Source organism: Kitasatospora sp. NPDC114501 (genome assembly GCF_055633695.1).
In genome coordinates this window covers 53,712-79,002 of the sequence record NZ_JBVKDS010000017.1, presented here as the reverse complement: position 1 = coordinate 79,002, position 25,291 = coordinate 53,712, and the positions used below count along the sequence as shown (strand labels likewise).

Annotated in this window: 22 protein-coding genes and 1 pseudogene; 15 read left to right on the top strand and 8 right to left on the bottom strand. The window is 74.6% G+C overall.

Annotated elements, in window-relative coordinates; translation table 11 throughout:
* Window positions 1-149: 149 nt before the first annotated feature.
* Window positions 150-2,000, bottom strand: a complete 1,851-nt coding sequence (gene asnB, locus ACZ7RU_RS28980; RefSeq protein WP_470343920.1) for an asparagine synthase (glutamine-hydrolyzing) — start codon at window positions 1,998-2,000, stop codon at window positions 150-152.
* A 216-nt stretch (window positions 2,001-2,216) separates the two neighbouring features.
* Here asnB and ACZ7RU_RS28975 point away from each other — a divergent pair, with 216 nt between their 5' ends.
* Together ACZ7RU_RS28975 and glmS are read left to right on the top strand one after the other, a co-directional pair.
* A complete protein-coding gene (locus tag ACZ7RU_RS28975) occupies window positions 2,217-2,492 on the top strand; it encodes a hypothetical protein (protein ID WP_355254796.1) in 276 nt (91 codons plus the stop codon).
* A gap of 53 nt (window positions 2,493-2,545) precedes the next feature.
* Complete coding sequence (gene glmS / locus ACZ7RU_RS28970; protein ID WP_470343919.1) at window positions 2,546-4,372, top strand: glutamine--fructose-6-phosphate transaminase (isomerizing); 1,827 nt, start codon at window positions 2,546-2,548, stop codon at window positions 4,370-4,372.
* Window positions 4,373-4,406: 34 nt separating this feature from the next.
* On the opposite strand, the gene ACZ7RU_RS28965 is transcribed toward glmS, so the two are convergent.
* The 3 genes from ACZ7RU_RS28965 to ACZ7RU_RS28955 form a co-directional block, all read right to left on the bottom strand.
* Window positions 4,407-5,318 carry a glutaminase gene (locus ACZ7RU_RS28965; RefSeq protein ID WP_470344049.1) on the bottom strand — a complete coding sequence of 304 codons (912 nt, stop codon included), beginning with the start codon at window positions 5,316-5,318 and terminating at the stop codon, window positions 4,407-4,409.
* A gap of 237 nt (window positions 5,319-5,555) precedes the next feature.
* The gene (locus ACZ7RU_RS28960) at window positions 5,556-6,254 is read right to left on the bottom strand and encodes a DUF3152 domain-containing protein (RefSeq protein ID WP_470343918.1); all 699 of its coding nucleotides are present in this window, start codon (window positions 6,252-6,254) and stop codon (window positions 5,556-5,558) included.
* Complete coding sequence (locus tag ACZ7RU_RS28955) at window positions 6,251-6,460, bottom strand: hypothetical protein (protein ID WP_470343917.1); 210 nt, start codon at window positions 6,458-6,460, stop codon at window positions 6,251-6,253. The genes ACZ7RU_RS28960 and ACZ7RU_RS28955 overlap by 4 nt, the downstream gene beginning before the upstream one ends.
* Window positions 6,461-6,832: 372 nt before the next feature.
* Between ACZ7RU_RS28955 and ACZ7RU_RS28950 the strand changes: the two genes are divergently transcribed.
* A complete protein-coding gene (locus ACZ7RU_RS28950) occupies window positions 6,833-7,048 on the top strand; it encodes a heavy-metal-associated domain-containing protein (RefSeq protein ID WP_470343916.1) in 216 nt (71 codons plus the stop codon).
* Window positions 7,049-7,109: 61 nt separating this feature from the next.
* Here the strand turns inward: ACZ7RU_RS28950 and ACZ7RU_RS28945 are convergent, their stop codons facing one another.
* Window positions 7,110-7,652, bottom strand: coding sequence for a DinB family protein (locus tag ACZ7RU_RS28945; protein WP_470343915.1), 543 nt, complete (start codon window positions 7,650-7,652; stop codon window positions 7,110-7,112).
* A gap of 94 nt (window positions 7,653-7,746) precedes the next feature.
* Between ACZ7RU_RS28945 and ACZ7RU_RS28940 the strand changes: the two genes are divergently transcribed.
* Window positions 7,747-8,709 carry a helix-turn-helix transcriptional regulator gene (locus ACZ7RU_RS28940; protein WP_470343914.1) on the top strand — a complete coding sequence of 321 codons (963 nt, stop codon included), beginning with the start codon at window positions 7,747-7,749 and terminating at the stop codon, window positions 8,707-8,709.
* Window positions 8,710-8,813: 104 nt separating this feature from the next.
* Window positions 8,814-9,614 (top strand): GNAT family N-acetyltransferase, encoded by an 801-nt coding sequence (locus tag ACZ7RU_RS28935; protein WP_470343913.1) that lies wholly within the window; start codon window positions 8,814-8,816, stop codon window positions 9,612-9,614.
* Window positions 9,615-9,730: 116 nt separating this feature from the next.
* Here the strand turns inward: ACZ7RU_RS28935 and ACZ7RU_RS28930 are convergent, their stop codons facing one another.
* Window positions 9,731-10,651: a LysR family transcriptional regulator gene (locus tag ACZ7RU_RS28930; protein ID WP_470343912.1), complete on the bottom strand. Its 921-nt coding sequence runs from the start codon at window positions 10,649-10,651 to the stop codon at window positions 9,731-9,733.
* Window positions 10,652-10,870: 219 nt separating this feature from the next.
* Here ACZ7RU_RS28930 and ACZ7RU_RS28925 point away from each other — a divergent pair, with 219 nt between their 5' ends.
* Window positions 10,871-11,455, top strand: coding sequence for an SRPBCC family protein (locus ACZ7RU_RS28925; RefSeq protein ID WP_470343911.1), 585 nt, complete (start codon window positions 10,871-10,873; stop codon window positions 11,453-11,455).
* 924 nt (window positions 11,456-12,379) lie between these two features.
* Window positions 12,380-12,640, top strand: coding sequence for a hypothetical protein (locus ACZ7RU_RS28920; RefSeq protein ID WP_470343910.1), 261 nt, complete (start codon window positions 12,380-12,382; stop codon window positions 12,638-12,640).
* A 100-nt stretch (window positions 12,641-12,740) separates the two neighbouring features.
* Here the strand turns inward: ACZ7RU_RS28920 and ACZ7RU_RS28915 are convergent, their stop codons facing one another.
* Window positions 12,741-13,232: an HPP family protein gene (locus ACZ7RU_RS28915; RefSeq protein ID WP_470343909.1), complete on the bottom strand. Its 492-nt coding sequence runs from the start codon at window positions 13,230-13,232 to the stop codon at window positions 12,741-12,743.
* A 197-nt stretch (window positions 13,233-13,429) separates the two neighbouring features.
* Here ACZ7RU_RS28915 and ACZ7RU_RS28910 point away from each other — a divergent pair.
* Window positions 13,430-13,641: pseudogene (locus tag ACZ7RU_RS28910) on the top strand (cytosine deaminase); the annotation flags it as partial.
* Window positions 13,642-13,714: 73 nt separating this feature from the next.
* Here ACZ7RU_RS28910 and ACZ7RU_RS28905 read toward each other — a convergent pair.
* Window positions 13,715-15,109, bottom strand: a complete 1,395-nt coding sequence (locus ACZ7RU_RS28905) for an erythromycin esterase family protein (protein ID WP_470343908.1) — start codon at window positions 15,107-15,109, stop codon at window positions 13,715-13,717.
* Window positions 15,110-15,913: 804 nt separating this feature from the next.
* Here ACZ7RU_RS28905 and ACZ7RU_RS28900 point away from each other — a divergent pair.
* The 7 genes from ACZ7RU_RS28900 (at window position 15,914) to ACZ7RU_RS28870 (ending at window position 25,217) form a co-directional block, all read left to right on the top strand.
* Complete coding sequence (locus ACZ7RU_RS28900; RefSeq protein ID WP_470343907.1) at window positions 15,914-17,149, top strand: glycosyltransferase; 1,236 nt, start codon at window positions 15,914-15,916, stop codon at window positions 17,147-17,149.
* A 249-nt stretch (window positions 17,150-17,398) separates the two neighbouring features.
* Window positions 17,399-18,112: a DUF6461 domain-containing protein gene (locus ACZ7RU_RS28895; RefSeq protein ID WP_470343906.1), complete on the top strand. Its 714-nt coding sequence runs from the start codon at window positions 17,399-17,401 to the stop codon at window positions 18,110-18,112.
* Window positions 18,113-18,582: 470 nt separating this feature from the next.
* Window positions 18,583-20,208: an alpha/beta hydrolase gene (locus ACZ7RU_RS28890; RefSeq protein ID WP_470343905.1), complete on the top strand. Its 1,626-nt coding sequence runs from the start codon at window positions 18,583-18,585 to the stop codon at window positions 20,206-20,208.
* 279 nt (window positions 20,209-20,487) lie between these two features.
* Window positions 20,488-21,042, top strand: coding sequence for a mycothiol-dependent nitroreductase Rv2466c family protein (locus ACZ7RU_RS28885; protein ID WP_470344048.1), 555 nt, complete (start codon window positions 20,488-20,490; stop codon window positions 21,040-21,042).
* A 424-nt stretch (window positions 21,043-21,466) separates the two neighbouring features.
* On the top strand, window positions 21,467-23,311 hold the full coding sequence (gene ftsH, locus ACZ7RU_RS28880) for an ATP-dependent zinc metalloprotease FtsH (RefSeq protein WP_470343904.1): 1,845 nt from the start codon (window positions 21,467-21,469) through the stop codon (window positions 23,309-23,311).
* A 134-nt stretch (window positions 23,312-23,445) separates the two neighbouring features.
* Window positions 23,446-24,285, top strand: a complete 840-nt coding sequence (nadE, locus tag ACZ7RU_RS28875; protein ID WP_470343903.1) for an ammonia-dependent NAD(+) synthetase — start codon at window positions 23,446-23,448, stop codon at window positions 24,283-24,285.
* The gene (locus ACZ7RU_RS28870) at window positions 24,282-25,217 is read left to right on the top strand and encodes an ADP-ribosylglycohydrolase family protein (RefSeq protein WP_470343902.1); all 936 of its coding nucleotides are present in this window, start codon (window positions 24,282-24,284) and stop codon (window positions 25,215-25,217) included. The genes nadE and ACZ7RU_RS28870 overlap by 4 nt, the downstream gene beginning before the upstream one ends.
* Window positions 25,218-25,291: the final 74 nt, after the last annotated feature.

The window sequence follows — 25,291 nt, the reverse complement described above, 5'->3', positions numbered from 1 at the left end:
CGGGACCGGCGGGATGGTTCCGCACAATCACCCGAACGGAGTATGGGGATGCGGGCGCCGTCCACTGCGCCGTCCGAGGGGCGGCACCCGCGCCCCGGCGTCCCGCCCTCCGCCGTTCGGCGCCCCGGCGCCGCCTACCCGGCCGGCGGTCACAGCTCCAGCGTCACCCGGTAGTCCGTCAGCCAGGCGTCGAAGTCCAGGGCGAGGTCGACGGCGAGCCGGACGGACTGCGGGTCGGTGTCCGGGGCGAGCGCGTCGGCCAGGCGCCGCCGGTCGAGCAGGCCCAGGGCCGGGGAGGTGCCCTCGGCGGCGAGCCGGGCGAGTTCGGCGCGCAGCTTCGCCGGGTAGTGCGGGTCGGTGGTGACCGGGTACGGGCTCTTCGGCCGCTCGGCGACGGCGGTCGGCAGCACGTCCCGGACGGCGGCGCGCAGCAGGCTCTTCTCCCGTCCGTCGAAGGACTTCATCGCCCACGGGGCGTTGAAGACGTACTGGACCAGCCGGTGGTCGCAGAACGGCACCCGCACCTCCAGGCCGTTGGCCATGCTCATCCGGTCCTTGCGGTCGAGCAGGATGCAGACGAAGCGGGTGAGGTTGAGGTACGAGATCTCGCGCATCCGCCGTTCCAGCGGATCGGCCGCCGGCAGGTGCGGGACCTCGGCGACCGCCTCGCGGTAGCGGGCCCTGCGGTAGCCGTCCAGGTCGAGCTTGCGGAGCAGCTCGGCGTCCAGGAGGTGCTCGCGCGGGGTGGCTCCGCCGCCGGCGATGTCGGTCAGGCCGAGGGCCCAGGGGAAGTCCTCGACGGCGATGGTCCGCGGGTCGTGGAACCAGCGGTAGCCGCCGAACAGCTCGTCCGCGGACTCGCCGGACAGCGCGACGGTGGAGTGGCGGCGCACGCCCTGGAAGAGCAGCAGCAGCGAGGTGTCCATGTCGCCCACGCCGTTCGGCAGGTCGCGGGCGCGCAGCACGACGGAGCGCCGGGACGGGTCGGTCAGGTCGGCCGCGTCCAGCTCGACGACGCTGTGGTCGGCCCCGATGTGGTCGGCGAGCAGCCGGGCGAACGGGCCGTCCTGGGTCTGCCGGACGTCGCTGGCGTGGAAGGTCTCGCTCTGCCCGGCGAAGCCGACGGAGAAGGAGCGGACCGGGCCGGCCCCGGCGGCTTCCAGCGTCCGGGCGGCCAGGGCGGTGACGGCGCTGGAGTCCAGGCCGCCGGAGAGCAGCGAGCAGAGCGGGACGTCCGCCTCCAGCTGACGGTGCACGATGTCGTCCAGCAGGGCCCGGACGGTGGCGACGGTGGCCTCCAGGCCGTCGCGGTGCTCGCGGGCCTCCAGCGCCCAGTAGCGGCGGACCGAGAGGCCCTCGCGGCGCACCCGTACGACGTGCCCGGGCCGGACCTCGTGGATGTCCCGGTACGGGGTGAGGCCGGGGGTGCGGGTGTAGCCGAGCAGTTCGCGCAGCCCGTCCAGGTCCACCACCGGGCGGACGGCGGGGTGGGCGAGCAGGGCCTTGACCTCGGAGCCGAAGACCACGCCGTCCGGGGTGCGGTGGTAGTACAGGGGTTTGACGCCCATCCGGTCGCGGACCAGGAACAGCTCCTCCTGCCGGACGTCCCAGACCGCGAAGGCGAACATGCCGTTGAGCCGCTCGGCCAGGTGCTCGCCCCACTCCAGGTAGGCGCGCAGCACGACCTCGGTGTCGCTGCGGGTGCGGAAGCGGTGCCCGGCCGCCTCCAGTTCCGCGCGCAGTTCGCGGTGGTTGTAGACCTCGCCGCTGTAGGTGAGCACGGCCAGCGTCCGGCCGTCGTGCTCCACCGTCATCGGCTGGACGCCGCCCGCGATGTCGATCACCGCGAGCCGCCGGTGGCCGAGCGCGGCGTGCCGCTCCAGGTGCACGCCGCCGGCGTCCGGGCCGCGCCGGAGCTGGGTGGCCGTCATCGCGTCGAGGACACCCCGCTCGGCGGTGAGGTCGCGCTCGAACGCGACCCATCCGGTGATCCCGCACATCCGCAAGCCTCCGGTCTTCCGCTTCGTGTTCAGAGGGTCACGCTACGTGCGGAGTTGGCGCCGCTTCAAGGGGCTTTCGAGAACGGGGGCGAACGAGCGGCCGCCCGACGGTCGAATGTGAAGGAATAGTGGACGTGGGCTGAAAGTCGTAATGTCTGCCCGATTTCGGGCAGGAACTTTGGCTTCGCCGGTCCGCCCGGCCTAGGCTCCTCACTCGTGCCGAGCTCACCCCACCCTCACGAAGACCTCCTCGCCCACCTCACCCGGACCAGTCCGCTCGGGCCCCGGGAGGCGGCGCGGGTCGTGGCTGAGGTGCTGGCGTACTTCTCCGAGAGCACCGAGGAGTACGTGCGCCGCCGCCACACCGAGCTCCAGGCACGCGGTCTGACCAACGAGCGGATCTTCGCCCGGCTCGCCGAGGAACTGCCGCAGCGCCGGGTCTCGGCGCCGGAGCTCTCGGCCCGCCAGCTGCGGCGGATCGTCTACGGCTGAGCCGCCGCTCCCGCCCGTCCGAACTTCCGAAGACTTCGAAGAGGAGACCACGCATGTGCGGAATCGTGGCCTACATCGGCCCCAAGGACGCGACCCCCTTCCTGCTGGAGGGGCTGGCGCGGCTGGAGTACCGCGGCTACGACTCGGCCGGCGTCGCCGTCACGGGGCGCAGCGGCGGGATCAAGCTGCGCAAGGTGAAGGGCCGGGTCGCCGACCTGGCCGCCGCCGTGCCGGCCCGGTTCAAGGGCACCACCGGCATCGGCCACACCCGCTGGGCCACCCACGGCGTCCCCAGCGACGCCAACGCGCACCCGCACCTGGACAACGCCGAGCGGATCGCCGTCGTCCACAACGGCATCATCGAGAACGCCGACGAGCTGCGCGCCAAGCTCGCCGCCGACGGCGCGGTGTTCCGCTCGGAGACCGACACCGAGGTGCTCGCCCACCTGATCGCCGCGAACGTCGCCGAGGGCGTCGAGCTGGAGGACGCCGTGCGCGCCGCGCTCGGCCGGGTGGTCGGCACCTACGGCATCGCGGTGCTCGACGCCGAACAGCCGGACCGCATCGTCGTCGCCCGCAACGGCAGCCCGATCGTGCTGGGCATCGGCGAGAAGGAGATGTTCGCCGCCTCGGACGTCTCCGCACTGGTCCGGTACACCCGCCAGGTCGTCCACCTGGAGGACGGCGAGCTGGCCACCGTCCGGGCCGACGGCTTCCGCACCTTCACCGAGGACGCCCGCACCACCCACCGTCAGCCGTCCACCGTGGACTGGGAGGTCGACTCCTACGACACCGGCGGCTTCGAGCACTTCCTGCTCAAGGAGATCCACGAGCAGCCCGGCTCGGTCGAGCGCACCCTGAGCGGCCGACTGGACGAGCGCTTCGCCACCGCGCACCTCGGCGGCCTCAACCTGGACGCCCGGGAGCTGCGCGAGATCCGCCGGGTGAAGATCCTCGGCTGCGGATCGGCCTACTACGCGGGCGAGATGGGCGCGCAGCTGATCGAGGAGCTGGCCCGCATCCCCGCCCACAGCGAGCCCGCCTCGGAGTTCCGCTACCGCAACCCGGTGATCGAGGCGGACACCCTGTACGTCGCGGTCAGCCAGTCCGGCGAGACCTACGACACGCTGGCCGCCGTCCAGGAGGTCAAGCGCAAGGGCGGCCGGGTGCTCGGTGTCGTCAACACGGTGGGCAGTGCCATCGCCCGGGAGTGTGATGGCGGTATCTACCTGCACGCCGGTCCGGAGGTCTCGGTGGCCTCCACCAAGGCGTTCACCTCCACCGTGGTCGCCTTCGCGCTGCTCGCCCTGCACTTCGGGCGCATCCACGACCTGTCGCCCGCCGACGGGCGCCGGATCGTCTCGGCGCTCCGGGCGCTGCCGGACCAGATCCGCGAGGTGCTGGAGCAGAGCGAGGCCATCGCCGCACTCGCCGCCGAGTACGCCGACTCCGTGGGCATGATGTTCATCGGCCGGGTGCGCGGCTACCCGGTCGCCCGGGAGGGCGCGCAGAAGCTCAAGGAGATCTCCTACGTGCACGCCGAGGCCTACCCGGCGAGCGAGCTCAAGCACGGCCCGCTGGCGCTGATCAGCCCCGAACTGCCCACCGTGGCGCTGGTTCCGGACGACGAGCTGCTGGACAAGAACCTGACCACGCTGGGCGAGATCAAGGCCCGCTCCGGGCGGGTCATCGCCGTCGCCCACCGGCGGCCGGAGGAGAAGCTCGCGGACCACTGCATCCTGGTGCCCAAGAGCGAGCCCGAGCTGGACCCGCTGCTGCTCAACATCCCGCTCCAACTGCTGGCCTACCACGCCGCCGTCGCCCTCGGCCGCGACGTGGACAAGCCGCGCAACCTGGCGAAGAGCGTGACGGTGGAGTAGGCCCTCGCCTTCGGGGGGGGCGACGGCGGAACCCTCAGAACACCGAGCAGCCGGAGAGGGTGGTCAGGGTGTCCAGGGCGGCGACCGCGGCGACGGAGTTGCCGGCCTGGTCCAGGCGCGGGCCCCAGGCGCAGACGGCGGCGCGGCCCGGGAGTATGGCGAGGATGCCGCCGCCGACGCCGCTCTTGCCCGGCAGACCCACGCGGAAGGCGAACTCGCCGGCGGCGTCGTAGGTGCCGCAGGTGAGCAGGACGGCGTTGATCCGCTTGGTCTCGCTGCGGGACATCAGCCGGGTGCCGTCGGCGCGCACGCCGTAGCGGGCGAGGAAGGAGCCGGCCAGCACCAGGTCGCGGCAGCTGGTGGCGACGGCGCAGTGGGCGTAGTAGTGCTCCAGGACGGTCTCGACCGGGTTCTCCAGATTGCCGTGGCTGGCGATGAAGTGCGCCAGCGCGGCGTTGCGGTGGCCGTGTTCGGCCTCCGAGGCGGCGACCACCGGGTCCGTGTCGAGCAACGGGTTGCCGGACTCGCGGCGCAGGAACTCCCGTACCGCGCCCGAGGCGTCGCCGGTCATCGTCTGGAGGCGGTCGGTGACCACCAGGGCGCCCGCGTTGATGAACGGGTTGCGCGGGATGCCGTGCTCGGTCTCCAGCTGCACCAGGGAGTTGAACGGGTTGCCGGACGGTTCGCGGCCGACGCCCTGCCAGAGGGCGTCGCCGCCGTAGGCCACCGCGAGGGCGAGCGTGAACAGCTTGGAGACGCTCTGGACGGAGAACGGCCGCTCCCAGTCCCCGACACCGTGCAGCTCCCCGTCGACGGTGGCGACGGCCATGCCGAAGGCCTCCGGGTCGGCGGAGGCGAGGGCCGGGATGTAGTCGGCGACCCGGCCCCGGCCCGTGGTCGCCCGGGCGGCCGCCTCGGCGGCCTCCAGCAGGACCGGCCAGTCCAGGATCTCCCCACCGGGCACACCGTTCAACGCTTCTCCTCCACCGGCACCGACTGGGGACATGACCGGGACCGGGCGCGCGGTGCGGGTGCGTCCGGTCCGACCAGGATTATCCGTGTATCGGGTGGCGGGTTCGGGAGGGGGTGGGTGGTCGGCCTCGTCCGGTGTCCTGCGGCGCCGCGTAGGCGGTGTCGCTCCGGCGGTGCCGTGCGGTGCGGCGGCCGGTGTCGGGCGGGCCGGTCACGGCGCGTTGGTGGGGGCCTGGATGGGCGGGCCGGTGAGCAGGGTGCCGGAGTCGGAGTACGGCCAGCCGTTGGGGACGCAGCCGTGCAGCCCCTTGATCTGCTGCATCATCACCGGCGCCGGGGCGCCCGGGCCGGGGCAGTCGACGTGGCCGTTGCCGAGGATGTGGCCGACCTCGTGGTTGACGGCGAGCGCGTGGTACAGCTCGGGCCGGCCCCGGTAGAACTCGGACAGCTCGGTCCAGCGCTTGAGGTTGACGACCACCTGGTGGGTGACGCCGCAGTTCACCCAGCCGCCGGTGTCCAGCCCGTACTGGCCGCAGATCCGGTCGGTGGACTTCGGGGTGGCCAGGTAGACGGTGAAGTCCACCGGGTCGGCGGGCATCCGCTGGAACGCGACCGTACCGCCGGCCGCCCAGCCGTGGGTGACGTCGCCGAGGATGGCGTCCACCTCGGCGGCGAACCGCGCCGGGCTCTCCGCGATCCCGTCCTCCACCCGGACCTTGTAGCGGTACAGGCGCTCGCCGGTGCCGAAGCGGGCGGAGCCGCCGGGGGCGGTGGTGAACGCCAGCCGGTCCCCGTCCCCGCCGCTCCACGGCTGCCACCAGAGCAGCCCGGCGGTCAGCGCCGCGACCAGGGCGAGGGCGAGCCCGCCGTGCCAGGGCTTCCAGCGGCGGAGCCGCGCCAGGGCCCTCAACGGCCCGCTCCCGCCACGTCCAGGGGGCCGTACACCCCGCGCGTCCGCCGCTGGTGGGCGGGGAGCGTCGGGCGGAACGGGCGGAGGGAGTGGGGGGCGCGGAGGGTACGGAGGGCGAGGCGGGCGGACTCGCCGCGCAGGGCGGGGTGGGTCATCAGCGGGTCGGTGGTGTCCGGTCGGGCGTGGACCGGGGCCAGGGTGGACATGGCGGAAGTGCTCCAGGGCGGGATCGGCGGGCCGGGCGGCCGATCCTCGGCCGGGCCGTCGCCCGGTTGTGCGAAACGGTGGTACCTGGAGAACGGTACGGGGCGCGGCGGCGGTTCAGGACGTGGCGTGCGCCACGGCGCGGGCCGCCGTCGGACGGGAGGCCCGGACGGTTCCCGGAACCGCTCGATGGTGTCACCCGGGCGGCGTGTCCCTGGGCGGTGCCGTCGGATTCGGGTGTCGTAGGGCGGGTCGGTCCGTCCGGGCCGATCCGTCCGGAGCGATCCGTCCGGATCGACTCGGCGGGGCCGATCCGTCAGGGGCGGCCCGCCGGGTCGACCCTTCCCGTCCGGCCAGTCATCGGAGGCGCCGTCATGTCCACCACCGCTGTATTCACCGTCGACGGCATGAGCTGCGGCCACTGCGAGAGGACGGTCAGCGCCGGGCTCGCCGCGCTGCCGGGCGTCACCGACGTCAGCGCCGACGCGCCGAGCGGCCGGGTCACGGTGGCCTCCGCCCAGCCGCTGGACGAGGCCCTGGTCCGCGGCGTGGTCGACGGGGCCGGGTTCACCTTCGTCGGGCGGACCTGAGTGCGGTGCCGGGGCCCGTCCGGTCGTCGGACGGGCCCCGCGACCGGGCCGCGGGCCGGGCTCAGCCCATGCTCTTCGCGCCGTCCAGGGACTCGCGGACGATGTCGGCGTGACCGGCGTGCTGGGCGGTCTCGTTGGCGATGTGCAGCAGCACACGGCGGGCCGACCACTCGGCGTCCGCCTCGAACCAGGGGGCCTTCGGCAGCGGCTGGGTGGCGTCCAGGTCGGGGAGGGTGGCCACCAGCTCGTCGGTGTGCCGGGCCACCTCGGCGTAGGCCGCGAGGACGCCGGCCAGCGTCTCGCCGGGCAGCATGCGGAACTCGTCCGCGCGGCGGGCGAGGTCCTCCTCGGTCCAGTTGGTGAAGTCGGGCATCGCGGACGGGCCCTTCACGATGAACTCCGCCCAGAGCCGCTCGACGTTGGTCACGTGCTTGATCAGGCCGCCCAGGCACAGCTCGCTCGCACAGGTCCGCAGGCCGGCCTGCTCGTCGGTGAGGTCACGGGTGGTGAAGCGCAGGAAGTGCCGCTGCTTCTCCAGGGACACCAGGAGGTCGGCGCGCTCGCCGGTGAGGTTCTGGGCGGTGGTGGTCGGGGTCATCGTCATGGCCTTTCGGTCGGTTCCTGCTCCCTCGGACAAGAACAACGTTACGGACCATTGCGGTCACTTCCTGTCCTGAATCCCAGGGAGAATCGGCGGCATGGCGAACACCAGCACCCGGACGCTGCGACTGCTCTCCCTGCTCCAGACCCACCGGTACTGGCCGGGCGAGGAACTGGCCGACCGGCTCGGCGTCTCCGTCCGCACCCTGCGCCGGGACGTCGACCGGCTGCGCGAACTCGGCTACCCCGTCGAGGCGCAGCGAGGCGTCGACGGCGGCTACCAGCTGGCCGCGGGCGCGGCGCTGCCGCCACTGGTGATCGACGACGAGGAGGCGGTGGCCCTCGCGGTGGGCCTCCAAGCGGCGGCCGAGAGCCCGGTGGAGGGCGTCGCCGAGGCCTCGGTGCGGGTGCTGGCGAAGGTGGCCCAGGTGATGCCGGCCCGGCTGCGCCGACGGGTCGAGGCGCTGCGCGCGGTGACCGTCCCGGTGGACTGGGGCGCCCAGACGGGCGCCGGCGTCGACCCGGACGTCCTGACGGTGGTGGCGCTCGCCTGCCGGGACGGCGAGCGGGTGCGGTTCTCGTACACGGCCGCCGACGGGCGCGGTACGGAGCGGCACGTCGAACCGCACCGGCTGGTCTGCCTGCACCGCCGCTGGTACCTGGTCGCGTACGACCTCGACCGCGCCGACTGGCGCAGCTTCCGCCTCGACCGCCTCACCTTCCCGTCCGGCAGCGGCACCCGCTTCGCCCCGCGCGCCCTCCCGGCCGCCGACGCGGCGGAGTTCGTCCGCGCGGGCCTCCACGGCATCCCCCGGCCGCACCAGGTGGAGGCCCTGATCGAGGCCCCGGCGGACCACGTCCGGGCCCGCGTCGGCCGCTGGGCCACCGTGGAACCCGTCACCCCGCACCGCTGCCGCCTGCGGATGACCGCCGACTCCCTCGACTGGCCCGCCATGGCCCTGGGCTCGATCGGCGCCGAGTTCCGGGTCGTCGCCCCGGACGCCCTCCGCACCCTCCTCGTGGACTGGAGCGCCCGCTTCGCGCGGGCTGCGGGGGAGTAGGAAGTCGGCCGGGCCGACTTCTGGTGCGGGCGGGGGCCTCTGGGCAGCTGGGCGGGGTAGGGAAAGCCGTTGCCCGCGAGGGCCGGGGGAGTGACCATGGCGGGATGTCGGATCTGCTTGCCCGCGTGACCGCCTTCCGCGCCGCCTTCGCCCGCCGCCAGGCGGCCGAGCTCGTCGAACGGCCCGAGTTCCCCGGGGTGTTCGCCGTCCGGGACGCCGGGTTCGCCCTCTCCGAGGAGCACAACCAGCTGATCGTGGAGGGCCCGGGCACCGACCCGGCGGCGCTGCCCGAGCTGGCCGCCCGGTGGCTGGGGCGCCGCCGCCGGCACTCCGTCACCGTGCTGGACCCGGAGGTCGGCGAGCGCGCCGCCCCGGTGCTGGCGGCGGCCGGGTGGGAGCGGCAGGGAATCGTGATCCTGGCCCGGCCCACGGACGGCTGCCTGCGGCCCGAACCGGCCGCCCTCCCGGTGGAGTTGACCGAGATGCGGGAGGCGGTGCTGCGCCAGCAGCGGGAGTGGAGCGAGGACGAGGAGGTCGCCCGGCAGCTCACCGACCGCCGCGCCGCCCGGCTGCGCGGTGCGGAACAGGTGCACTTCCTGGCGGCGCGGATGCCGAGCGGCGAGGTCGCGGCCTGGAGTGACCTCTACCTCGAACCGGCCGTCGGACTCGCGCAGATGGAGGACGGGGTGACCGGCTCGCGGCACCGCGGTGCGGGGCACGGTGACACCCTGCTGGCGACCGGCCTGGCGCTGGCGGCCGAGGCCGGCATCCCGCAGCTGTTCCTGCTCGCGGACGCGGCGGACTGGCCGCGCGAGTGGTACGGCCGCCGGGGCTTCGTGGAGATCGGGCGCAACTCGTCCTTCAGCAGCCGGTGGCGGACAGCGGCAGTCAGCGGGAGCCGGTGACGGCCGGGCGTGCGGCGTGGGCCGGGGCGCCACGCGGGCCGGGGCGTACGGCGTGGGCCGGGGTGTGCGGCGTCGGCCCGGGAAGGCGACGGGTAGCGGCGCCCGGGCGGAACGGCTCAGGCCGTCTCCGGGCCGGCGGCCGGCGGGTCCTCACGGCCGCAGTGGGCGGCGACGGTGTCGGCGAAGGCGTGGGCGAGCGGGCCCAGGTTCTCCCAGTCCCGGACGGCCCAGCCGGCGGTGAGGGCGGGCAGGTCGGGCAGCGGGAGCAGCCGCAGGCCGGGGTGGCCGGGGCCCTGCCACTGCGGGAGGGCGGGGACGACGGCGTGGCCGAGGCCGAGTTCGGCGAGCAGGATCGCGGTGTCCCAGTCCGCGACGCTGGTGTCGAAGACCGGCCGGACGCCCGACTTCCCCAGCCAGGCCTCGACCTGGGAGCGGGAGACGGAGTTCTGCGGCAGCCCGATCAGCCGGGCGTCCTGGAGGTCGGCGGGCGAGATCCGGGCCCGGGCGGCGAGCGGGTCGCCCGCCGCGACCGCGAGCACCCAGGGCAGGTCGATCACCGGCCGCTGGTCGATGCCCCGGGCCGGGACGCCGAGGGTGATCCAGGCGAGGTCGACCCGGCCGGCGTTGAGCGACTCCAGACAGCTGCGGCTGGAGACCTCGGTCTGGAACTCCAGGCTGACCTGCGGGAAGCGCCGCCGGAAGTCCACCACGGCCGCGGACATGAAGTGCCGGATGCTGGTGGCCCCGGTGGTGATCCGGACGGAACCGCCCTCGCCGCGGGTGAGTTCGGCGATCCGGTGGAGCGCGTGGTCGATGCCGCCGAGCCCGGCGGCGATCGCCGTGCGCAGCAGGCTCCCCGCCCGGGTGGGGACGACCCCGCGCGGGTGGCGCTCGATCAGGGGGAGCCCGACCTCCCGTTCGAGCCGCTTCACGTGCTGGCTGACGGCGGACTGGGTGCGGTTCAGGTCCCGGGCGACGGCGCTGAGCGAGCCGGCCCGGCAGACCGCGGCGAAGACGCGGAGGTCGTCAAGGGTCACGGCTACCCAAGGTATCGCTTGGAGGTGTCCCAGTAAATCGGCGGATTGACTTGGGTGTTCGGTGGATCGATCATCGAGTCAGGGCCCAGGGCGGCAACCCGCCCGCTGCCCCCGCCGGCGTTCCGGACGCTGTGACGGGGGTGCGGGCGGGTGTCGACCCGCATCGATGCGCGAGCGCGATGCGCGAGAACGATGACGTACGGAAGAGGGGGAACGGGCATGCGGTACGCCGATGGTCCGGGTACGCAGTGCGAGGTGTTCGTCGGGGCGCCGGTGGAACGGGTGTGGGAGCTGGTGACGGACATCGCTCTGCCCGCCCGGCTCAGCCCCGAGCTCCAGCGGGTCGCCTGGCTGGACGGCGCGGACGGCCCCGCGGTGGGCGCCCGCTTCGAGGGGCACAACAGCCGCGCGGGCATGCCCGACTGGCGGACGGTCTCCGAGATCACCGAGGTGACCGAGCTGACCGAGCTGACCGGGACGGTGGGACAGGCCGGATCGGAGGGGCCGGACGGCCGGAGGGTCTTCGCCTGGGGCGTGATGGACGCGGACGGCCGCTACGGTGAACCGGTGTCCGACCTCGCCGGGTCGCTGGCCCGGTGGCGCTTCGAGCTGACCCCCGAGGACGGCGGCACCCGGCTGCGCCAGTCGGTGGTGATCGGCCCGGGCCGCAGCGGCCCCAGCCTGGTCATCGACGCCAAGCCGGAGCTGGAGGAGAAGATCGTGGACTTCCGGCTGAACGAGCTGCGCACCGGCATGACAGCTACCCTCGAAGGCATCAAGTCGCTGGCCGAGCAGGCTTCCTAGCGCGCCGAAGCCCGGTTGGGTCTCCTCCCGACGCACGCGTCGTACGCGTTGCACGGGCCGTACGGCGAGGAGCCCAACCGAGAGGCCCCGATCCCCGATCCCCGATCCCCGGTCAACCGGTCGGCCGGGCGCAGGCCCGAGCGGGCGGGCAGCAGGCAGACGCTGATGGTCAGTGCCGGCGGCGGGTCGTGCCGGACAGCCGCAGCACGGCGAAGTCCGCGGTCCGCTGGGCGGTGGCCATCGGCAGGGTGTTGGCGACGGCCAGGCAGGTGCAGCCGAGCGACATGCCGATCAGGATGACCAGGAGGATCCGGACCAGGGCGTCGTCCTCCGAGCTGGTGCGGGCGGCGTACTGGTCGCTGCTCCACGCCTGGGCCGAGCGGGGCGAGGACGGCCGGCGGGGCGGTGCCGGGGGTGATCTCGGCGACGACGGTGCCGCCCGTGTAGAGCCGGGTGGGCAGCAGCAAGGCGTTGCCCGGCACGGCGGCCACGGCGGCGTCGGACAGCCCGGGCGTGTCCTGCGGGACGACCACCGTGGTGGCCTGCGGCGGAGGGTCTGGATTCCGCCGGGGACCGGGGCGCGGGCACTGGCTACCTGTTCGAGGACCGGATCGGCGAGGCGCGGGACTTCGTCGCCGCCCTGCCCCGGGTTGCCGAGGGCGGGACGGTGGTCGCCCTGGAGGTGGTCCGCCAGCTGCTGGCCCGTCGGCACGACCCGCTGCGGCGCCTGAGCCCCAAGGAGCGCGAGGCGCCGGCGCTGATCGGAGGGCTGCCGGGTGCTGGCAGTGTTGACGTACCTGGGGTACTGAGGCGGTGCCTGGGCCGGGCGGGTCGGCTCAGTGGTCGTCGCCGGTAGCGGGGGGATGGCCGACACGCGGCCGTAGCAGTTGCGGCGGGTGAGGTTCGGTCCGCCGGGAGCAGGGCGTGCAGCATGGGGACGCTGTCGGTGATGCCGGTGATGCCGGTGACCGGCCAGGGGCTGTTCAGCTGCGCGTCCTGGGCGTTGACGTCCGCTCCGGCCTCGACCAGCAGCCGGGCGACGGCGACCGGGTCTGCGGCGGCTCGCAGCAGCGGGGCACGGCCCTCGACGTCGCCGTGGTCGGCGGCGTCCAGCAGGGCCTGGTCGGCGGGGCGGTCGTCCTTGTCCCGGGGAACGGACGACGGCCGGGCCATCCGATCGGATGACCCGGCCGTGGGCGTTCGGCAGGAGGGTGGAGAGCCGGTCACCAGGGCGGTCCCGGCGGCCGGCCGGCCGCGGGTGTGGTCGGTCGCTACGGCGCGGCCGTCACCAGGACACCGGGTAGCGGACTGGGTGCCCGCCGACCCGGCCGGGCAGCAGGCCGATGACGACCAGCAGTCCGGTGGCCAGTGCGAGCAGCGGGAGGAAGGGCACGGGGTGCGGCGCCTCCAGGACCACGATCAGGGCGGTGGCCGCGGCCGGGGAGTGCGAGAGGTGGGTGAGCATCATCGCGCCCAGCGCGAGCCCGGCGGCGACGGCCGCGCCCCAGGTGGTGCTGCCGGTGACGGCCAGGGTGGCGTAGCCGATCAGGGCCGACATCAGCTGACCGCCGACCAGGTTGCGCGGCTGCGAGATCGGCAGGCCGGGCGCGCCGTGCACCAGGGCGGCGCTGGCGGCGAGCGGCGGGATCAGCAGCGGTTGGTCGAGCAGGACGCCCACCCCGACCAGCAGGAGCAGGGTGCCGATGGCGAAGACGGTGTCCCGCAGGGCGTGCAGCGGGTGCGGTCGGGGGGTGGCGGTGGGCGGGGGTATGGACATGCGTGAGCGGCTCCGGGCAGGGGACGGGGACCCGGAGATGATAAGCAGACTATTGAAGGAAAGGTGGGACGTTTTTCCTGCGGGCTGACCGGGCTGACCGGGCTTACCGGGCTCGCCGAGGTGCGCGAGCGGCTGGTCGGCGTGCTGGACCTCCACCTGGTGGCCTTCCCGCGGCGCGGGGTCCGGGGGACGCGCGGCTCGGCTCGGACGGCGTGCGCGACCCGTGGAGCCCGTACGGCAGCGCCGACATGCCGCACCGCGCCCACCTGCTCGGCTGGACCACCGACGCCCGCACCGACGCCGCACCGACGAGTAGCCGGCCGACGGCTTCGCCCCGGCGGCCGACGGCGGCGCCGACCTGCTGGACCTGCCGGCCGCCACCCTGGAGCCGGGCTCGCCGGCCGACTTCCGCGCGGGACGGGCGGTGCACGGGCTGACGGCCGCGCGCCGAGAGCGCACTCGGCGGCCGGCACCGACAGGGTTCACAGGAGGCGGGCCTCGGTGGTCCGGTGGAGGTGGACCAGGACGTCGTAGGCCGGGCCGATGGCCAGGGTGGGCAGCGGGTCCTCCTGGAACACCGACCCGGCGTCGTAGGTCGGGCGGGCGGCGGCGAGCCAGGCGCGGGTGGCCGGCGGGGCGGTGCGCAGGTCCGCGAAGTAGTCGCGGTGGCGGGCCCGGTCGAGGGTGTGCTCGTTCATGTCCGGGGTGGCCGGGGGAACGGTGACCTTCTTCCACGCGGGCGAGAACGGGTCGGCCTTGGTGAGGAAGGACCCGCGGCCGAAGGTGGATCCGACGGCTACGTAGTCCGCGCCGAGGGCGTCGCGCAGGTAACCGCCCTGAGTCCTGGGGTAGAGCTCGGGGTGGGCGGTCCCGTATCCGACGTGGCCGTTGTGTGCGGAGAGCAGCACCTTCCCGCCGGTGCGGCGCTGCCACCAGAGGACGTTGTCGGCCATCGCCCGGTCACGGAGGTTCTGCAGTGCGGCCACGTCGGCGGTGTCATCGCGGTCCATGCCGGCGAAGGTGAAGGTCCGGGCGATGCTCCGGGCGTGCTGCACCGCCCACTCGTACGCATCGCCGCCGCCGGCCCGGCCGTCCTCGCCCGTGGCCGCGGTGACCAGTTCCAGTGCCTGCCGGGCCGCGGCGGCGTTCTGCCGGCGTTCGGCGAGCGGGCGCGTGGTCATGTAGCCGATCACGTCGTCGACCGGGCGCAGCCCGGCGTACAGCCGCTCCAGCTGCGGCATCGACCCGGGGGCGGCCTCGCGAAGGTAGGCGGCCACCCCGTCGAAGAGCCGGCCGTCGACGGCGGGGAAGTCCAGGTCGTCGCCGAGGAAGTGGACCGGGCGCTGCGGGTGTTCGCGGTTGTGGTCGCGCATCCAGCCGATCAGGTCGGCGAACTCCCGCCGCTCCCAGGGGGTCCGGCCCAGCGCCTCCTCGACCACCTGCCGGGCGTCGCCGCCGGTGCGGCCCTGGACGTAGTCGTCGATCCGCAGGCCGGCGGACCAACTCGTCTCCAGGGCGAAGGTGGTGAAGCCCTTCTCCTCGACCAGATGGCGCAGGACGCGGTGCTTCATGGCGAAGAACTCATGGGCGCCGTGCGAGGCCTCGCCGAGCCCCACCACCGTGGCGTCGCCGACCATCGTGCCCAGCGGCCGCAGATCGGTGGTCCGGCCGCCGGGCTCGGTGGAACGCAACGGGTGGGCCAGGGCGTTCAGTTCGCGGACCACGGTGGACGTCCGGCGGCCGGTCGCCTCCGTGTCGGCCGGCTGGTCCGCGCGCGCCGCCGGGGCGAGCAGGGCGGTGGTCGCGACGGCCGCCGTGGCGGCCAGCAGGGCGCGTCGGCCGACGGGCCTGCCGTGCTCCTCGCTGCGTACGGTCATTCCGGGGTGCTCCTCAGGTCGCCACTTCGTCGAGCCGTCAATGCGCCCGGCCGCCGGGGCGGTTCGGGCGGGTGGGACGAGCGGTTCGGACTGTTCGCCGGCGAACGCCGGTCCACGAATCGTCGATCACCGGAGCCCTCGACGCGCTGAGGAACGCCGCCGGATCGACCAGGGGGATAACCCCCGGTCGGCCCCGCGACCCCGTTCGGGGGCACGCGCCGGGGACGCCGGGCGGTCAGGCGATCGGACCGGGCGGGAGGTGGTTCGGAGCGAGGCGGCGCGGTGGGTGGGGCGGCCGTCCAGGTCGGCCAACAGGACGGGTGGGTCCGCCAGTGCGGTGATTGCCTGGCCCGGATTGTGCGGGGCCTGGCTCACGTCGCGGGTGGGGCGGCGGTGGCGGGCACCCACCATGACGCCCAGGGACGGGTTGGGGGTGGTCGGCCGGTCCGACCCAGGACGACGGCGGCGCCGGAGTCCCGGAGGCCCCGGCAGCGCCGGGCGCGGTCGGCCCGCTCCTCGCCGAGGCGGCGGGGACGGGTCGTCGGTGTGGTGGGTCCGGGGGCGGGCTGGGCGGGGCGGGCGGGGCGGGGGGTGCGCCGCGAGGCGCCGGCACCGGGCCGGATTGCGACGGTCCGGCCGGTTCGGGGGAGCGGGTGGGACCGGATGGCCAACGAAAAGGGCAGGAGGAACGAATCCTCCTGCCACTATCAAGCTATAGCGTGACCCGGGGCTTGCGGCAAGCCCCCCGTCGTGCCGCAGAATCCCGGCCGTAAGGCCATGACCTGCGAAAACGGGAGCCGTGAAATGCGCGTATTGATGACGTCGTGGGGATCACGCGGGGATGTCGAACCGCTGGCGGGGCTGGCGGCGGCGCTGCGGGGGCTCGGTGCGGACGTGCGGGTGTGTGCGCCGCCGGACGAGGAGTTCGTGGCGCTGCTGGCGCGGGTCGGGGTGCCGCTGGTGCCGCTCGGGCCGTCGGTGCAGTCGGTGGTCGCCGGGCCGAAGCCGCCGACGATGGAGGACGCCTTCCGGCTCGCCCGCGAGCTGGTCGCCGCGCGGTTCGAGACGCTGACCGCGGCGGCCGAGGGCTGCGACGTGCTGCTGGCGACCGGTCTGATGCCGGCCGGGGCGCGGGACGTCGCCGAGAAGCTCGGCCTCCACTACGTGTTGGCCTGCTTCCACATCTTCGGACTGCCCTCGCGGCACCACCGGCCCGGACGGCGGCCGGGCACGCCGTCCCCGGAGGACGAGACCGACTACGAGAAGCTGTGGGAGCAGGACGCCCAGCGCGTGAACGGCCTGTACGGGGAGGCGCTCAACAGCCACCGGGCGGCGATCGGCCTGCCGCCGGTGGAGAACGTCCGCGACCACGTCTTCACCGAGCGGCCGTGGCTGGCGGCGGACCCGACGCTGTGCCCGTCCGAGGGCATGACGGAGCTCGACGTGGTGCCGACCGGGGCGTGGATCCTGCCCGACGACCGCCCGCTCCCGGCCGACCTGGAGGCGTTCCTGGACGCCGGTGAACCGCCCGTGTACGTCGGCTTCGGCAGCATGGCCGCGTACGCCCCGGAGGACATCGCGCGGGTGGCCGTCGAAGCGGGCCGCGCGGTCGGCCGCCGGGTGCTCCTGGCCCGCGGCTGGGCCGGGCTCGCCCCGATCGACGACCGCGAGGACTGCCACGTCGTCGGCGAGGTGAACCAGCAGGCCCTGTTCCGCCGGGTGGCCGCCGTCGTCCACCACGGCGGCGCGGGCACCACCACGACCGCGGCCGTGGCGGGCGTGCCCCAGGTGGTCGTCCCCCGGATCGCGGACCAGCCGTACTGGGCCCGCCGGGTGGCCGAGTTGGGCATCGGCGTGGCCCACTTCGACCTCACCCCGACCGTCGAATCGCTCTCCGCGGCGTTCACCACGGTTCTGGCGCCCGAGACCCGGGTCCGGGCGGAGGCCGTGGCCGGCGGCATCCGCACCGACGGGGCGACGGTGGCCGCGAAGCTGCTGTTCGAAGCGGTGGGCCAGGAGGTGCCGGCGGTGTCCGGGTGAGGGGTCGGGCGAGTGCCCGGTGAGTCGTGCGGCGCCGGTGCCGGGTGAACGGCCGCGTGGGCCGGGTGAATTCGGTGTCGGGGAGGTCTCCTTCCGATCGGTCAGGGGTGATTGTCGGCCCGCCCGCGCCCGGTTCCGGCACCGATCAGGCGACCGGCGGCCGGGGTGTCGGTCGGGTGTCGGCCGGGTCGGTTAGGGTGCCCACCGGCGCGACCGGTCACCGCAGGCCGGGCGCGAGGGGAGGGCGGCATGACCGACGGCACGCACGGGGGATCGGGGCAGGACGGCGACGGCATCCAGTGGCTCGCGGAGATCGGTCGGCCGGGTGTCGGCCGATCGCCGAGGGGCGGCCCCGACCCGGACGGTGAGCCCGCCGGCGTCGTCTTCGCCCGGGGGATCACGCCCGAGGAGCTCGCCCACCGAATGGGCGCCGAGCCGGCCACCGCGACCGAACCGATCAGCGACGCCGAGATCCGGGGCCTGGACATCGAGGTGTACCGCCCCGGTGACGACGACGGCGACGGCGTGATCCGGGTCGGCACGTGCGCCGGCTGGTCGTTCGCGATCGAGTACGGCGACTCCACCGGTGGTGAACTGCTCACCGAGATAGCGCGCGACGGAGCCGAGGTGGTGCACTTCCGCCCGATGCCGGAGCAGCGGCCGGCGCTGCTCGACTACGCCCGGGACGGCGCGGTGCTGTGCGGCTTCGGCCTCGGTGAGGAACGCTGGCGCTGGGGCCAGGAGCCGGACCTGCTGGTGCCGGACCTCGTCGCCGCCAAAGTCCTGGAGGCCGACGGCGTGACCTCCTGCGCCCCCGGGCGGGAGACCGACGGGGCCGCCCGACGCCGCACCCTCGGCGCCGTCGAGCGGCGCTTCGGGCTGAGCCTGCCCCGGGCCGCACTCGGCGGGCTGCGCCTGCCGGCGTACGCGGTGCGGGGAACCCCGGGCATGGTGCTGCGCTGAGGGTGCGCGCCGGCGGCCCGTGACCAGCAGGAACAGGAGAAGGACCAGGACCAGGAACAGGGACCGCAGGCACACGGACGACAGACAACGGGTGGTCACGGCAGGGCTCCTCTCCGGGCCCCGTCGGCGGGGCCCCGATGGCTGTCATCCTGGCGCCTCGCCAGCCCGTCACACATGTGCCGATCGGGAGGTTCCCGCGGTGCGATCCCCGTCCCCACCCTGCTGATCGGCAGGGGTGGAGAGGGGGCACGGGGGCGGAGACCGCGCCGGGTCGCGCGGATCGGCCCGCACTCGTTCGGCCGATGGCAGCCGGTTCGGCGCACGCCCCCGTCCGGCGGTCTCCGCACGGCATGGGAGGGCTCCGGCCCCTAAGGTCTGTCTTCGAACTCGCGTCGGCGAACCGAGCGCCGGGCGCACGAGCCGCCCCTGTCGTACGCCGGGGTGCCCGGCCGACCGAGAGGTGGACCCCCATGCACACCGTCGTCCGCGGCGTCGGAGCGTTCGGCCTGACCGTCCTGCTGCTCACCGCCGCCACCGGCTGCCAGGACGCGGGCTCCTCCGCCGCCGAGCCCGCGCCGACCTCCCCGGCCACCGGCACCCCCACCGGTACCGGTACCGGTACCGGGGCCGCTACCGGCGCCGGCACCGCCGCAACCACCGGACTGGCCGCCCAGCAACTGGACTGGCGCGCCTGCGCCGCCCCCACCAGCGCCCAGGGCAACGGCACCGCGCCCGCCGCCGCCGACTGGCAGTGCGCCACCCTCAAGGCCCCGCTGGACCACGGCAAGCCCGACGGCGCGACGATCGACCTCGCGCTGATCCGCAGCCGGGCCAGGGACGAACAGCACCGGATCGGCTCGCTGCTGTTCGACTTCGGCGGCCCCGGCGCCTCCGGCGTGGCCACGCTGCCCGCCTTCGCCGCGACCTACGCCTCCCTCAACTCCCGCTACGACCTGGTGGGTTTCGACCCGCGCGGGGTCGGCGCCAGCGCCGGGGTGACATGCCTGGACGACCGGGCGATGGACGCCGCCACCGCCGCCGAGAGCACCCCCGAAACCCCCGACGAGGTGAAGGCCCTGGACGACAGCAACGCCCGCTTCGTCGCCGCCTGCGAGCACAACTCCGGTGCGGTGCTGCCGTACGTGGACACCGAGAGCGCCGCGCGCGACCTGGACCTGATGCGGCAGGTGCTGGGCGACCGGAAGCTGTCCTACTTCGGCATCAGCTACGGCACCCAGCTCGGCGGCGTCTACGCGCACCTGTTCCCGCAGCAGGTCGGCCGGATGGTGCTGGACTCGGTGGTGGACCCGACGAAGGACCCGCAGCAGTCCGCGCTCGGCCAGGCCCACGGCTTCCAACTCGCCCTCGGTGACTTCATGAAGGCCTGCGCCGCCCAGGCCGGGACCGCCTGCCCGACCGGCGCGGGCGGCGACGCGGGCACCGCGAAGGTCGCGGAACTGGTGCAGCAGCTGGAGCGGTCGCCGCTGCCCACCAGGCAGGGACGGCAGCTCACCGAGAGCCTGGCGGTCACCGGCATCGCGGGCGCCCTGTACAGCCAGGAGACCTGGCCCGCGCTGGCCGCCGGGCTCAGCGAGGCGATGGAGCAGGGGACCGGCGACACGCTGCTCCAGCTCGCCGACGGGCTGAACGGGCGTGACCCGCAGGGGCACTACACCAACCTGAACGCCGCGAACCGGGCGATCAGCTGCGTGGACGCCCAGCAGCGCTACTCCGACCAGGACGTGCAGCAGCAGTTGCCCCGGTTCCGCGCCGCCTCCCCGGTGTTCGGGTCCTTCGCCGCCTGGGGCCTGACCGGCTGCACCGGCTGGCCCGTCCCCGGCAAGGCCGCCCACCCGGAGGTGTCCGCGCCGGGCGCCGCCCCGGTCCTGGTGGTCGGCACCACCGGCGACCCGGCGACCCCGGTCGAGGGCGCCCGCACGATGGCGCAGCAGCTCGGCGCGGGCGTCGGCGTGACCGTCACCCTGCACGGCGAGGGGCACGGCGGCTACAACACCGGCAACCCGTGCCTGAAGCAGACCGTGGACGCCTACCTGCTGGACGGCACGGTGCCGGCGGACGGGACGACCTGCGGCTGAGCGGCCGACCGGCGGGCAGCGGGGCAGCTCGGGCGGCCGGGGGGAGGGCGGGAGGGCGGGAGGCGGAGAAGTGGCCCACCGGGCCAGCCATCGATTGGCACTGGAGAGTGGGCCACTCGACCCACTAGCCTCTCCGGTGTGACCAACGAAGCGACGAACAGCGCGCCCACCCAGCACCTCGACCGGCAACCCGCCCAGCTCCTCGACGGCGGCCACAAGCCCGCCGACGACACCGTCAAGGTCGACTTCTACTTCGACCCCGTCTGCCCGTTCGCCTGGATAACCTCCCGGTGGATCCTGGAGGTCGAGCGCCACCGCGAACTCGACCTGAACTTCCGGGTGATGAGCCTGTCCGTCCTCAACGAGGGCCGCACCGACCTGCCCGAGCGCTACCAGCGCCTGATGACCACCGGCTGGGGCCCGGTGCGGGTCTGCATCGCCGCCGCCGAGCAGCACGGCCCGCAGGTGCTGCGCGAGCTGTACACGGAGCTCGGCACCCGGCTGCACGACCAGGACCGGGCCGCCGACGACACCGTCATCCGGGAGGCGCTGGCGGCGGCGGGCCTGCCGGAGGAGCTGGCCGAGGCGGCGAACAGCACCGAGTACGACGAGGCCCTGCGCAAGAGCCACCACGAGGGCATGGACCCGGTCGGCGAGGAGGTCGGCACGCCGACCATCCACGTGGACGGCGTCGCCTTCTTCGGCCCGGTGCTGAGCGCCATCCCGCGCGGGGAGGACGCCGTACGGGTCTTCGACGGGGTACGACTGCTGGCCGGGTACCCGAACTTCTTCGAGCTCAAGCGGACCCGGACGGGCGGGCTCGACTTTTCCTGACCCGCGGCTCCACCCGAACCACTGATCCGTGCCGCCGACCCTGCCGAGGGGGCGATTCTCGCCCGGGTGGACCGTTGCCACCCCGTTCGGACTCCCGTCCGGGCGCGGAGCGTCCGACCATGGAGGGGCGGAGGCTGTCCGGCCTCCCGAGAGGCGGTGAGCGTGGATGATCGTACGAATCCGGCTGCGCGCTTCGCATCATCCCGCGACCCCGCCCGGCACCGGTCCCAGCCCCGGCACCGGTTCGAGCCCCAGCCCCGGTTCCAGCCCCGATCCCGGTTCCGGACCGGGACCGGGCCCCAGGCCGGGCTGGGGCCAGCCGCGGGGCCCGGGCCAGGGCCGCAATCAGGGCCCGGGACCAGGCCCCGGCGGCCCGGGAAGGACCCCGCCGCCCTCCTGGCGCCGCTGGCTGCTGCCCGTCGCCGTGCTGGTCACGCTGCTCCTGCTGGTGCTCTTCTCCAACCCCGGCAAGCCCGGCAACCGCTACGGCTACACCGACTTCCTGAACCGGGTCGACGCCGGCCAGGTGCAGACCGTGGACGTCAGCGACACCGGCGGGGTGAGCGGCACGCTCAAGGACGGCACCCACTTCACCAGCCAGATCCCCACCGCCCTGGACACCTCCCGGCTCAGCAGCGCGCTCTCCGACCACCACGTGACCGTCACCGGCAGCCGGACCAGCGGCGGCGGCTCGATCTGGTCCACCCTGCTGCTGTTCCTGCCGCTGCTGATCTTCGGCGCGCTGTTCCTCTGGTCCGGCCGGATGGCCGCCCGCTCGCTGGGCGGCGGCCTGAGCGCCATCGGACGGTCCCGGGCCAAGATCATCGAGGCCGAGCGGCCGGACACCGGGTTCGCCGACGTGGCCGGGTACGAGGGGGTGAAACAGGAGGTCAGCGAGGTGGTCGACTTCCTGCGCAGCCCGGAGCGGTACGCCGCCGCCGGGGCCAAGGGGCCGCGTGGGGTGATCATGGTCGGGCCGCCGGGCACCGGCAAGACGCTGCTCGCCCGGGCGGTCGCCGGCGAGGCCTCGGTGCCCTTCCTCTCGGTGACCGGCTCCGGCTTCGTGGAGATGTTCGTCGGCGTCGGCGCCTCCCGGGTCCGCGACCTCTTCGAGGACGCCCGCAAACGCGCGCCGTCGATCATCTTCATCGACGAGATCGACGCCGTCGGCGGCCGCCGCGCGGGCGGCACCCGGATCGGCGGCAACGACGAGCGCGAGCAGACCCTCAACCAGCTGCTCAGCGAGATGGACGGCTTCGACCAGAGCACCGGCATCGTCGTCATCGCCGCCACCAACCGCCCGGACGCCCTCGATCCGGCCCTGCTGCGCCCCGGCCGCTTCGACCGGCAGGTCACCGTCCCGCTGCCCAACCAGGCCGAGCGGGCCGCCATCCTCGCCGTGCACGCCCGCGGCAAGACGCTGGGCCCGGACGTCGACCTCGGACGGCTCGCCCGCGGCACCCCCGGCTTCTCCGGCGCCGACCTCGCCAACCTGGTCAACGAGGCCGCCATCAACGCGGTCCGCGCCGACCGGGCCACCCTCACCGCCGACGACCTCGACGCCGCCCGCGACCGGGTGCTGCTCGGCCGCCGGGAGTCCTCCAACGCGCTGCTCCCCGAGGAGCGGCACGCCGTCGCGGTGCACGAGTCCGGGCACGCGCTGGTGGCCGCCCTGTGCGAGCACGCCGACCCGGTCGCCAAGGTGACGATCCTCCCGGCCGGCGTCGCCCTCGGTGCCACCGAGCAGCTGCCCGAGGCCGAACGGCACCTGTACAGCGAGGGCTACCTGACCGACCTGCTCACCGTCCAGCTCGGCGGCCGGGCGGCGGAGCTGGTGGTCTTCGGCGAGGGCTCCACGGGCGCCGCCAACGACCTCGCCAACGCCACCTCGGTCGCCACCCGGATGGTCCGCGAGTTCGGCCTCTCCCCGGAACTCGGCCCGGTCGGCTACTCCAGCGGCACCCCGAACTACCTCGGCGACAACCCCGAGGACCTGCTGCGCCGCCCGTACTCCGAGCAGACCCAGCGCGCCGTGGACGAGGCGGTCGCCCGGCTGCTGCGCCGGGCCGAACGGCGGGCCCTCGACCTGCTCACCGAGCACCGGCACCACCTGGACGAGCTGGCGGCGCTGCTGGTCGCCCAGGAGACGGTGGACGGCCGGGTGGTGCTCGACATCCTGGCGCACCTGGCGCCGGGGCCGCGGCCGCCGGTCTCGCTGCACAAGCCGGAAGGGACGGGAGAGCCGGGAGGGACGGCGAAACCTGGATAGCCCGCGGACCCGGCGGCCCCGCGGAACCCCCGGAGCCCGTGGAACCCCGGGAGGCCCCCCGCCCGTCACGGCCGCGTCGGCGGTGGTCGTATCCTCGAGACCGCGTCACGTACCCACCGTCCCGAGGAGTCGGAATGACCGAGCCCCTGCCCGCCGACGTCCAGCGGGAGATCGCCCGTGCCCTCGGGGTCGCCCCCGTGCCGGACCCCGCGGCGGAGGCCGAGCGCCGGGTGGAGTTCCTGGCCGAGCAGGTCCGGACCACCGGCGCGCGCAGCCTGGTGCTGGGCATCAGCGGTGGTGTCGACTCCACCACCACCGGGCGGCTCTGCCAGCTCGCCGTCGAGCGGCTGCGGGCCGAGGGCCGCCAGGTGACCTTCACCGCCATGCGGCTGCCGTACGGCGTCCAGGCGGACGAGGCGGACGCCCAGCTCGCGCTCAGCTTCATCCGCGCCGACGAGGTGCTGACCGTCGACGTCAAGCCCGCCACCGACGGCGCGCTGGCCGCGCTGAAGGCCGCCGGCCTGACCTACGACGACCACGGCCACGAGGACTTCGTCGGCGGCAACGTCAAGGCCCGCCAGCGGATGGTGGTCCAGTACGCGGCGGCGGGCGCCAAGGGCGGGCTGGTCGTCGGCACCGACCACGCCGCCGAGGCCGCCGTCGGCTTCTTCACCAAGTTCGGCGACGGCGCGGCCGACGTGATGCCGCTGTCCGGTCTGACCAAGCGCCAGGTGCGGGCGATCGCCGAGGCGCTGGGTGCGCCGGCCGAGCTGGTCAAGAAGACCCCGACCGCCGACCTGGAGAACCTCGCCCCCGGCCGCCCCGACGAGGACGCCCTCGGCGTCAGCTACGACGCCCTGGACGACTTCCTGGAGGGCCTGCCGGTCACCGAGGACGTCTTCCGCACCGTCCTCGGCCACTACCGCCGCACCGAGCACAAGCGCAACCTCCCGGTCACCCCGCCCGTGGCATGACCGGCCCGGCCGAGCGCGCCGCCGGAGCCGTCCTCGGAGCCGCCGTGGGCGACGCCCTCGGCGCGCCCTACGAGTTCGGCCCGGCCGGCGCCTTCTCCGCCCGCTTCCCGGACACCCCCGGTGACCTGGTGGCGGGCGGCGGCTGGGGCCTCGGCGAGGCCACCGACGACACCCAGATGGCCGTCCTGGTCGCCGAATCGCTGGTCGAGCGGGGCGGTCTGGACCTCCCGGACATCTTCGACCGGTTCCGCCGCTGGGCCGCCGCCGAACCGCACGACATCGGCATCCAGACCGAAGCCGTCCTCACCAGTGGCCTGCCCTGGGACCTCGCCGCCGCCGTCCACTTCAACACCACGCTGCGCGCCGCCGGCAACGGCGCCCTGATGCGCGCCTCGACCTCCGCCGTCGCCTTCGCCCGCGCCGGGCGGCGGGCCACCATGGACGCCGGCCGGCGCCTCGCGGCACTGACCCACGGTGACCGCGCCGCCTGGGAGGGAACGGCGATCTTCCACGAGCTCGTCCGGCTCGCCCTCGACGGTGCCGACCCGCCGGCCGAACTCCCCGCCGTCCTGGCCCACGTCGACCCGGGCCACCGCGAGCGCTACGCCACCGTCCTCGCTCCCGACTGGCATCCGGAGCGCGCCACCGAGGCCAACGGCGCGGTCTGGCCCTGCCTGGGCTCGGCGGTCTGGGCGCTGCGCACCACCGACGGTTTCGAGCAGGCGCTGCGCGCCGCGATCGACCTCGGCGGGGACACCGACACCGTGGCCGCCGTCACCGGCGGCCTGGCCGGAGCCCGGTACGGGTCGGCGGCGATTCCGGCGCGCTGGGTCGAGCCGCTGCACGTCGCGCTGCCGGGCTTCGGCGGGCGGGTGCTGCGGGCGCCCGAACTGCTCGATCTGGCGGCGAGGTTGACGGGCGGTCGGCGATGAGGGCGGAGCCGGTGCGGTCTACCGGAGGAAGACGGCGAGGATCCCCGGCGGGATGCCGGCCCGCTCACGTGACT

Excerpts from the sequence above, each read along its gene's own strand:
- asnB (WP_470343920.1), bottom strand. The coding sequence starts at position 2,000 with ATGTGCGGGATCACCGGATGGGTCGCGTTCGAGCGCGACCTCACCGCC.
- glmS (WP_470343919.1), top strand. The coding sequence starts at position 2,546 with ATGTGCGGAATCGTGGCCTACATCGGCCCCAAGGACGCGACCCCCTTC.
- ACZ7RU_RS28955 (WP_470343917.1), bottom strand. The coding sequence starts at position 6,460 with ATGTCCACCCTGGCCCCGGTCCACGCCCGACCGGACACCACCGACCCG.
- ACZ7RU_RS28950 (WP_470343916.1), top strand. The coding sequence starts at position 6,833 with ATGTCCACCACCGCTGTATTCACCGTCGACGGCATGAGCTGCGGCCAC.
- ACZ7RU_RS28945 (WP_470343915.1), bottom strand. The coding sequence starts at position 7,652 with ATGACGATGACCCCGACCACCACCGCCCAGAACCTCACCGGCGAGCGC.
- ACZ7RU_RS28940 (WP_470343914.1), top strand. The coding sequence starts at position 7,747 with ATGGCGAACACCAGCACCCGGACGCTGCGACTGCTCTCCCTGCTCCAG.
- ACZ7RU_RS28935 (WP_470343913.1), top strand. The coding sequence starts at position 8,814 with ATGTCGGATCTGCTTGCCCGCGTGACCGCCTTCCGCGCCGCCTTCGCC.
- ACZ7RU_RS28925 (WP_470343911.1), top strand. The coding sequence starts at position 10,871 with ATGCGGTACGCCGATGGTCCGGGTACGCAGTGCGAGGTGTTCGTCGGG.
- ACZ7RU_RS28915 (WP_470343909.1), bottom strand. The coding sequence starts at position 13,232 with ATGTCCATACCCCCGCCCACCGCCACCCCCCGACCGCACCCGCTGCAC.
- ACZ7RU_RS28905 (WP_470343908.1), bottom strand. The coding sequence starts at position 15,109 with ATGACCGTACGCAGCGAGGAGCACGGCAGGCCCGTCGGCCGACGCGCC.
- ACZ7RU_RS28900 (WP_470343907.1), top strand. The coding sequence starts at position 15,914 with ATGCGCGTATTGATGACGTCGTGGGGATCACGCGGGGATGTCGAACCG.
- ACZ7RU_RS28895 (WP_470343906.1), top strand. The coding sequence starts at position 17,399 with ATGACCGACGGCACGCACGGGGGATCGGGGCAGGACGGCGACGGCATC.
- ACZ7RU_RS28890 (WP_470343905.1), top strand. The coding sequence starts at position 18,583 with ATGCACACCGTCGTCCGCGGCGTCGGAGCGTTCGGCCTGACCGTCCTG.
- nadE (WP_470343903.1), top strand. The coding sequence starts at position 23,446 with ATGACCGAGCCCCTGCCCGCCGACGTCCAGCGGGAGATCGCCCGTGCC.
- ACZ7RU_RS28870 (WP_470343902.1), top strand. The coding sequence starts at position 24,282 with ATGACCGGCCCGGCCGAGCGCGCCGCCGGAGCCGTCCTCGGAGCCGCC.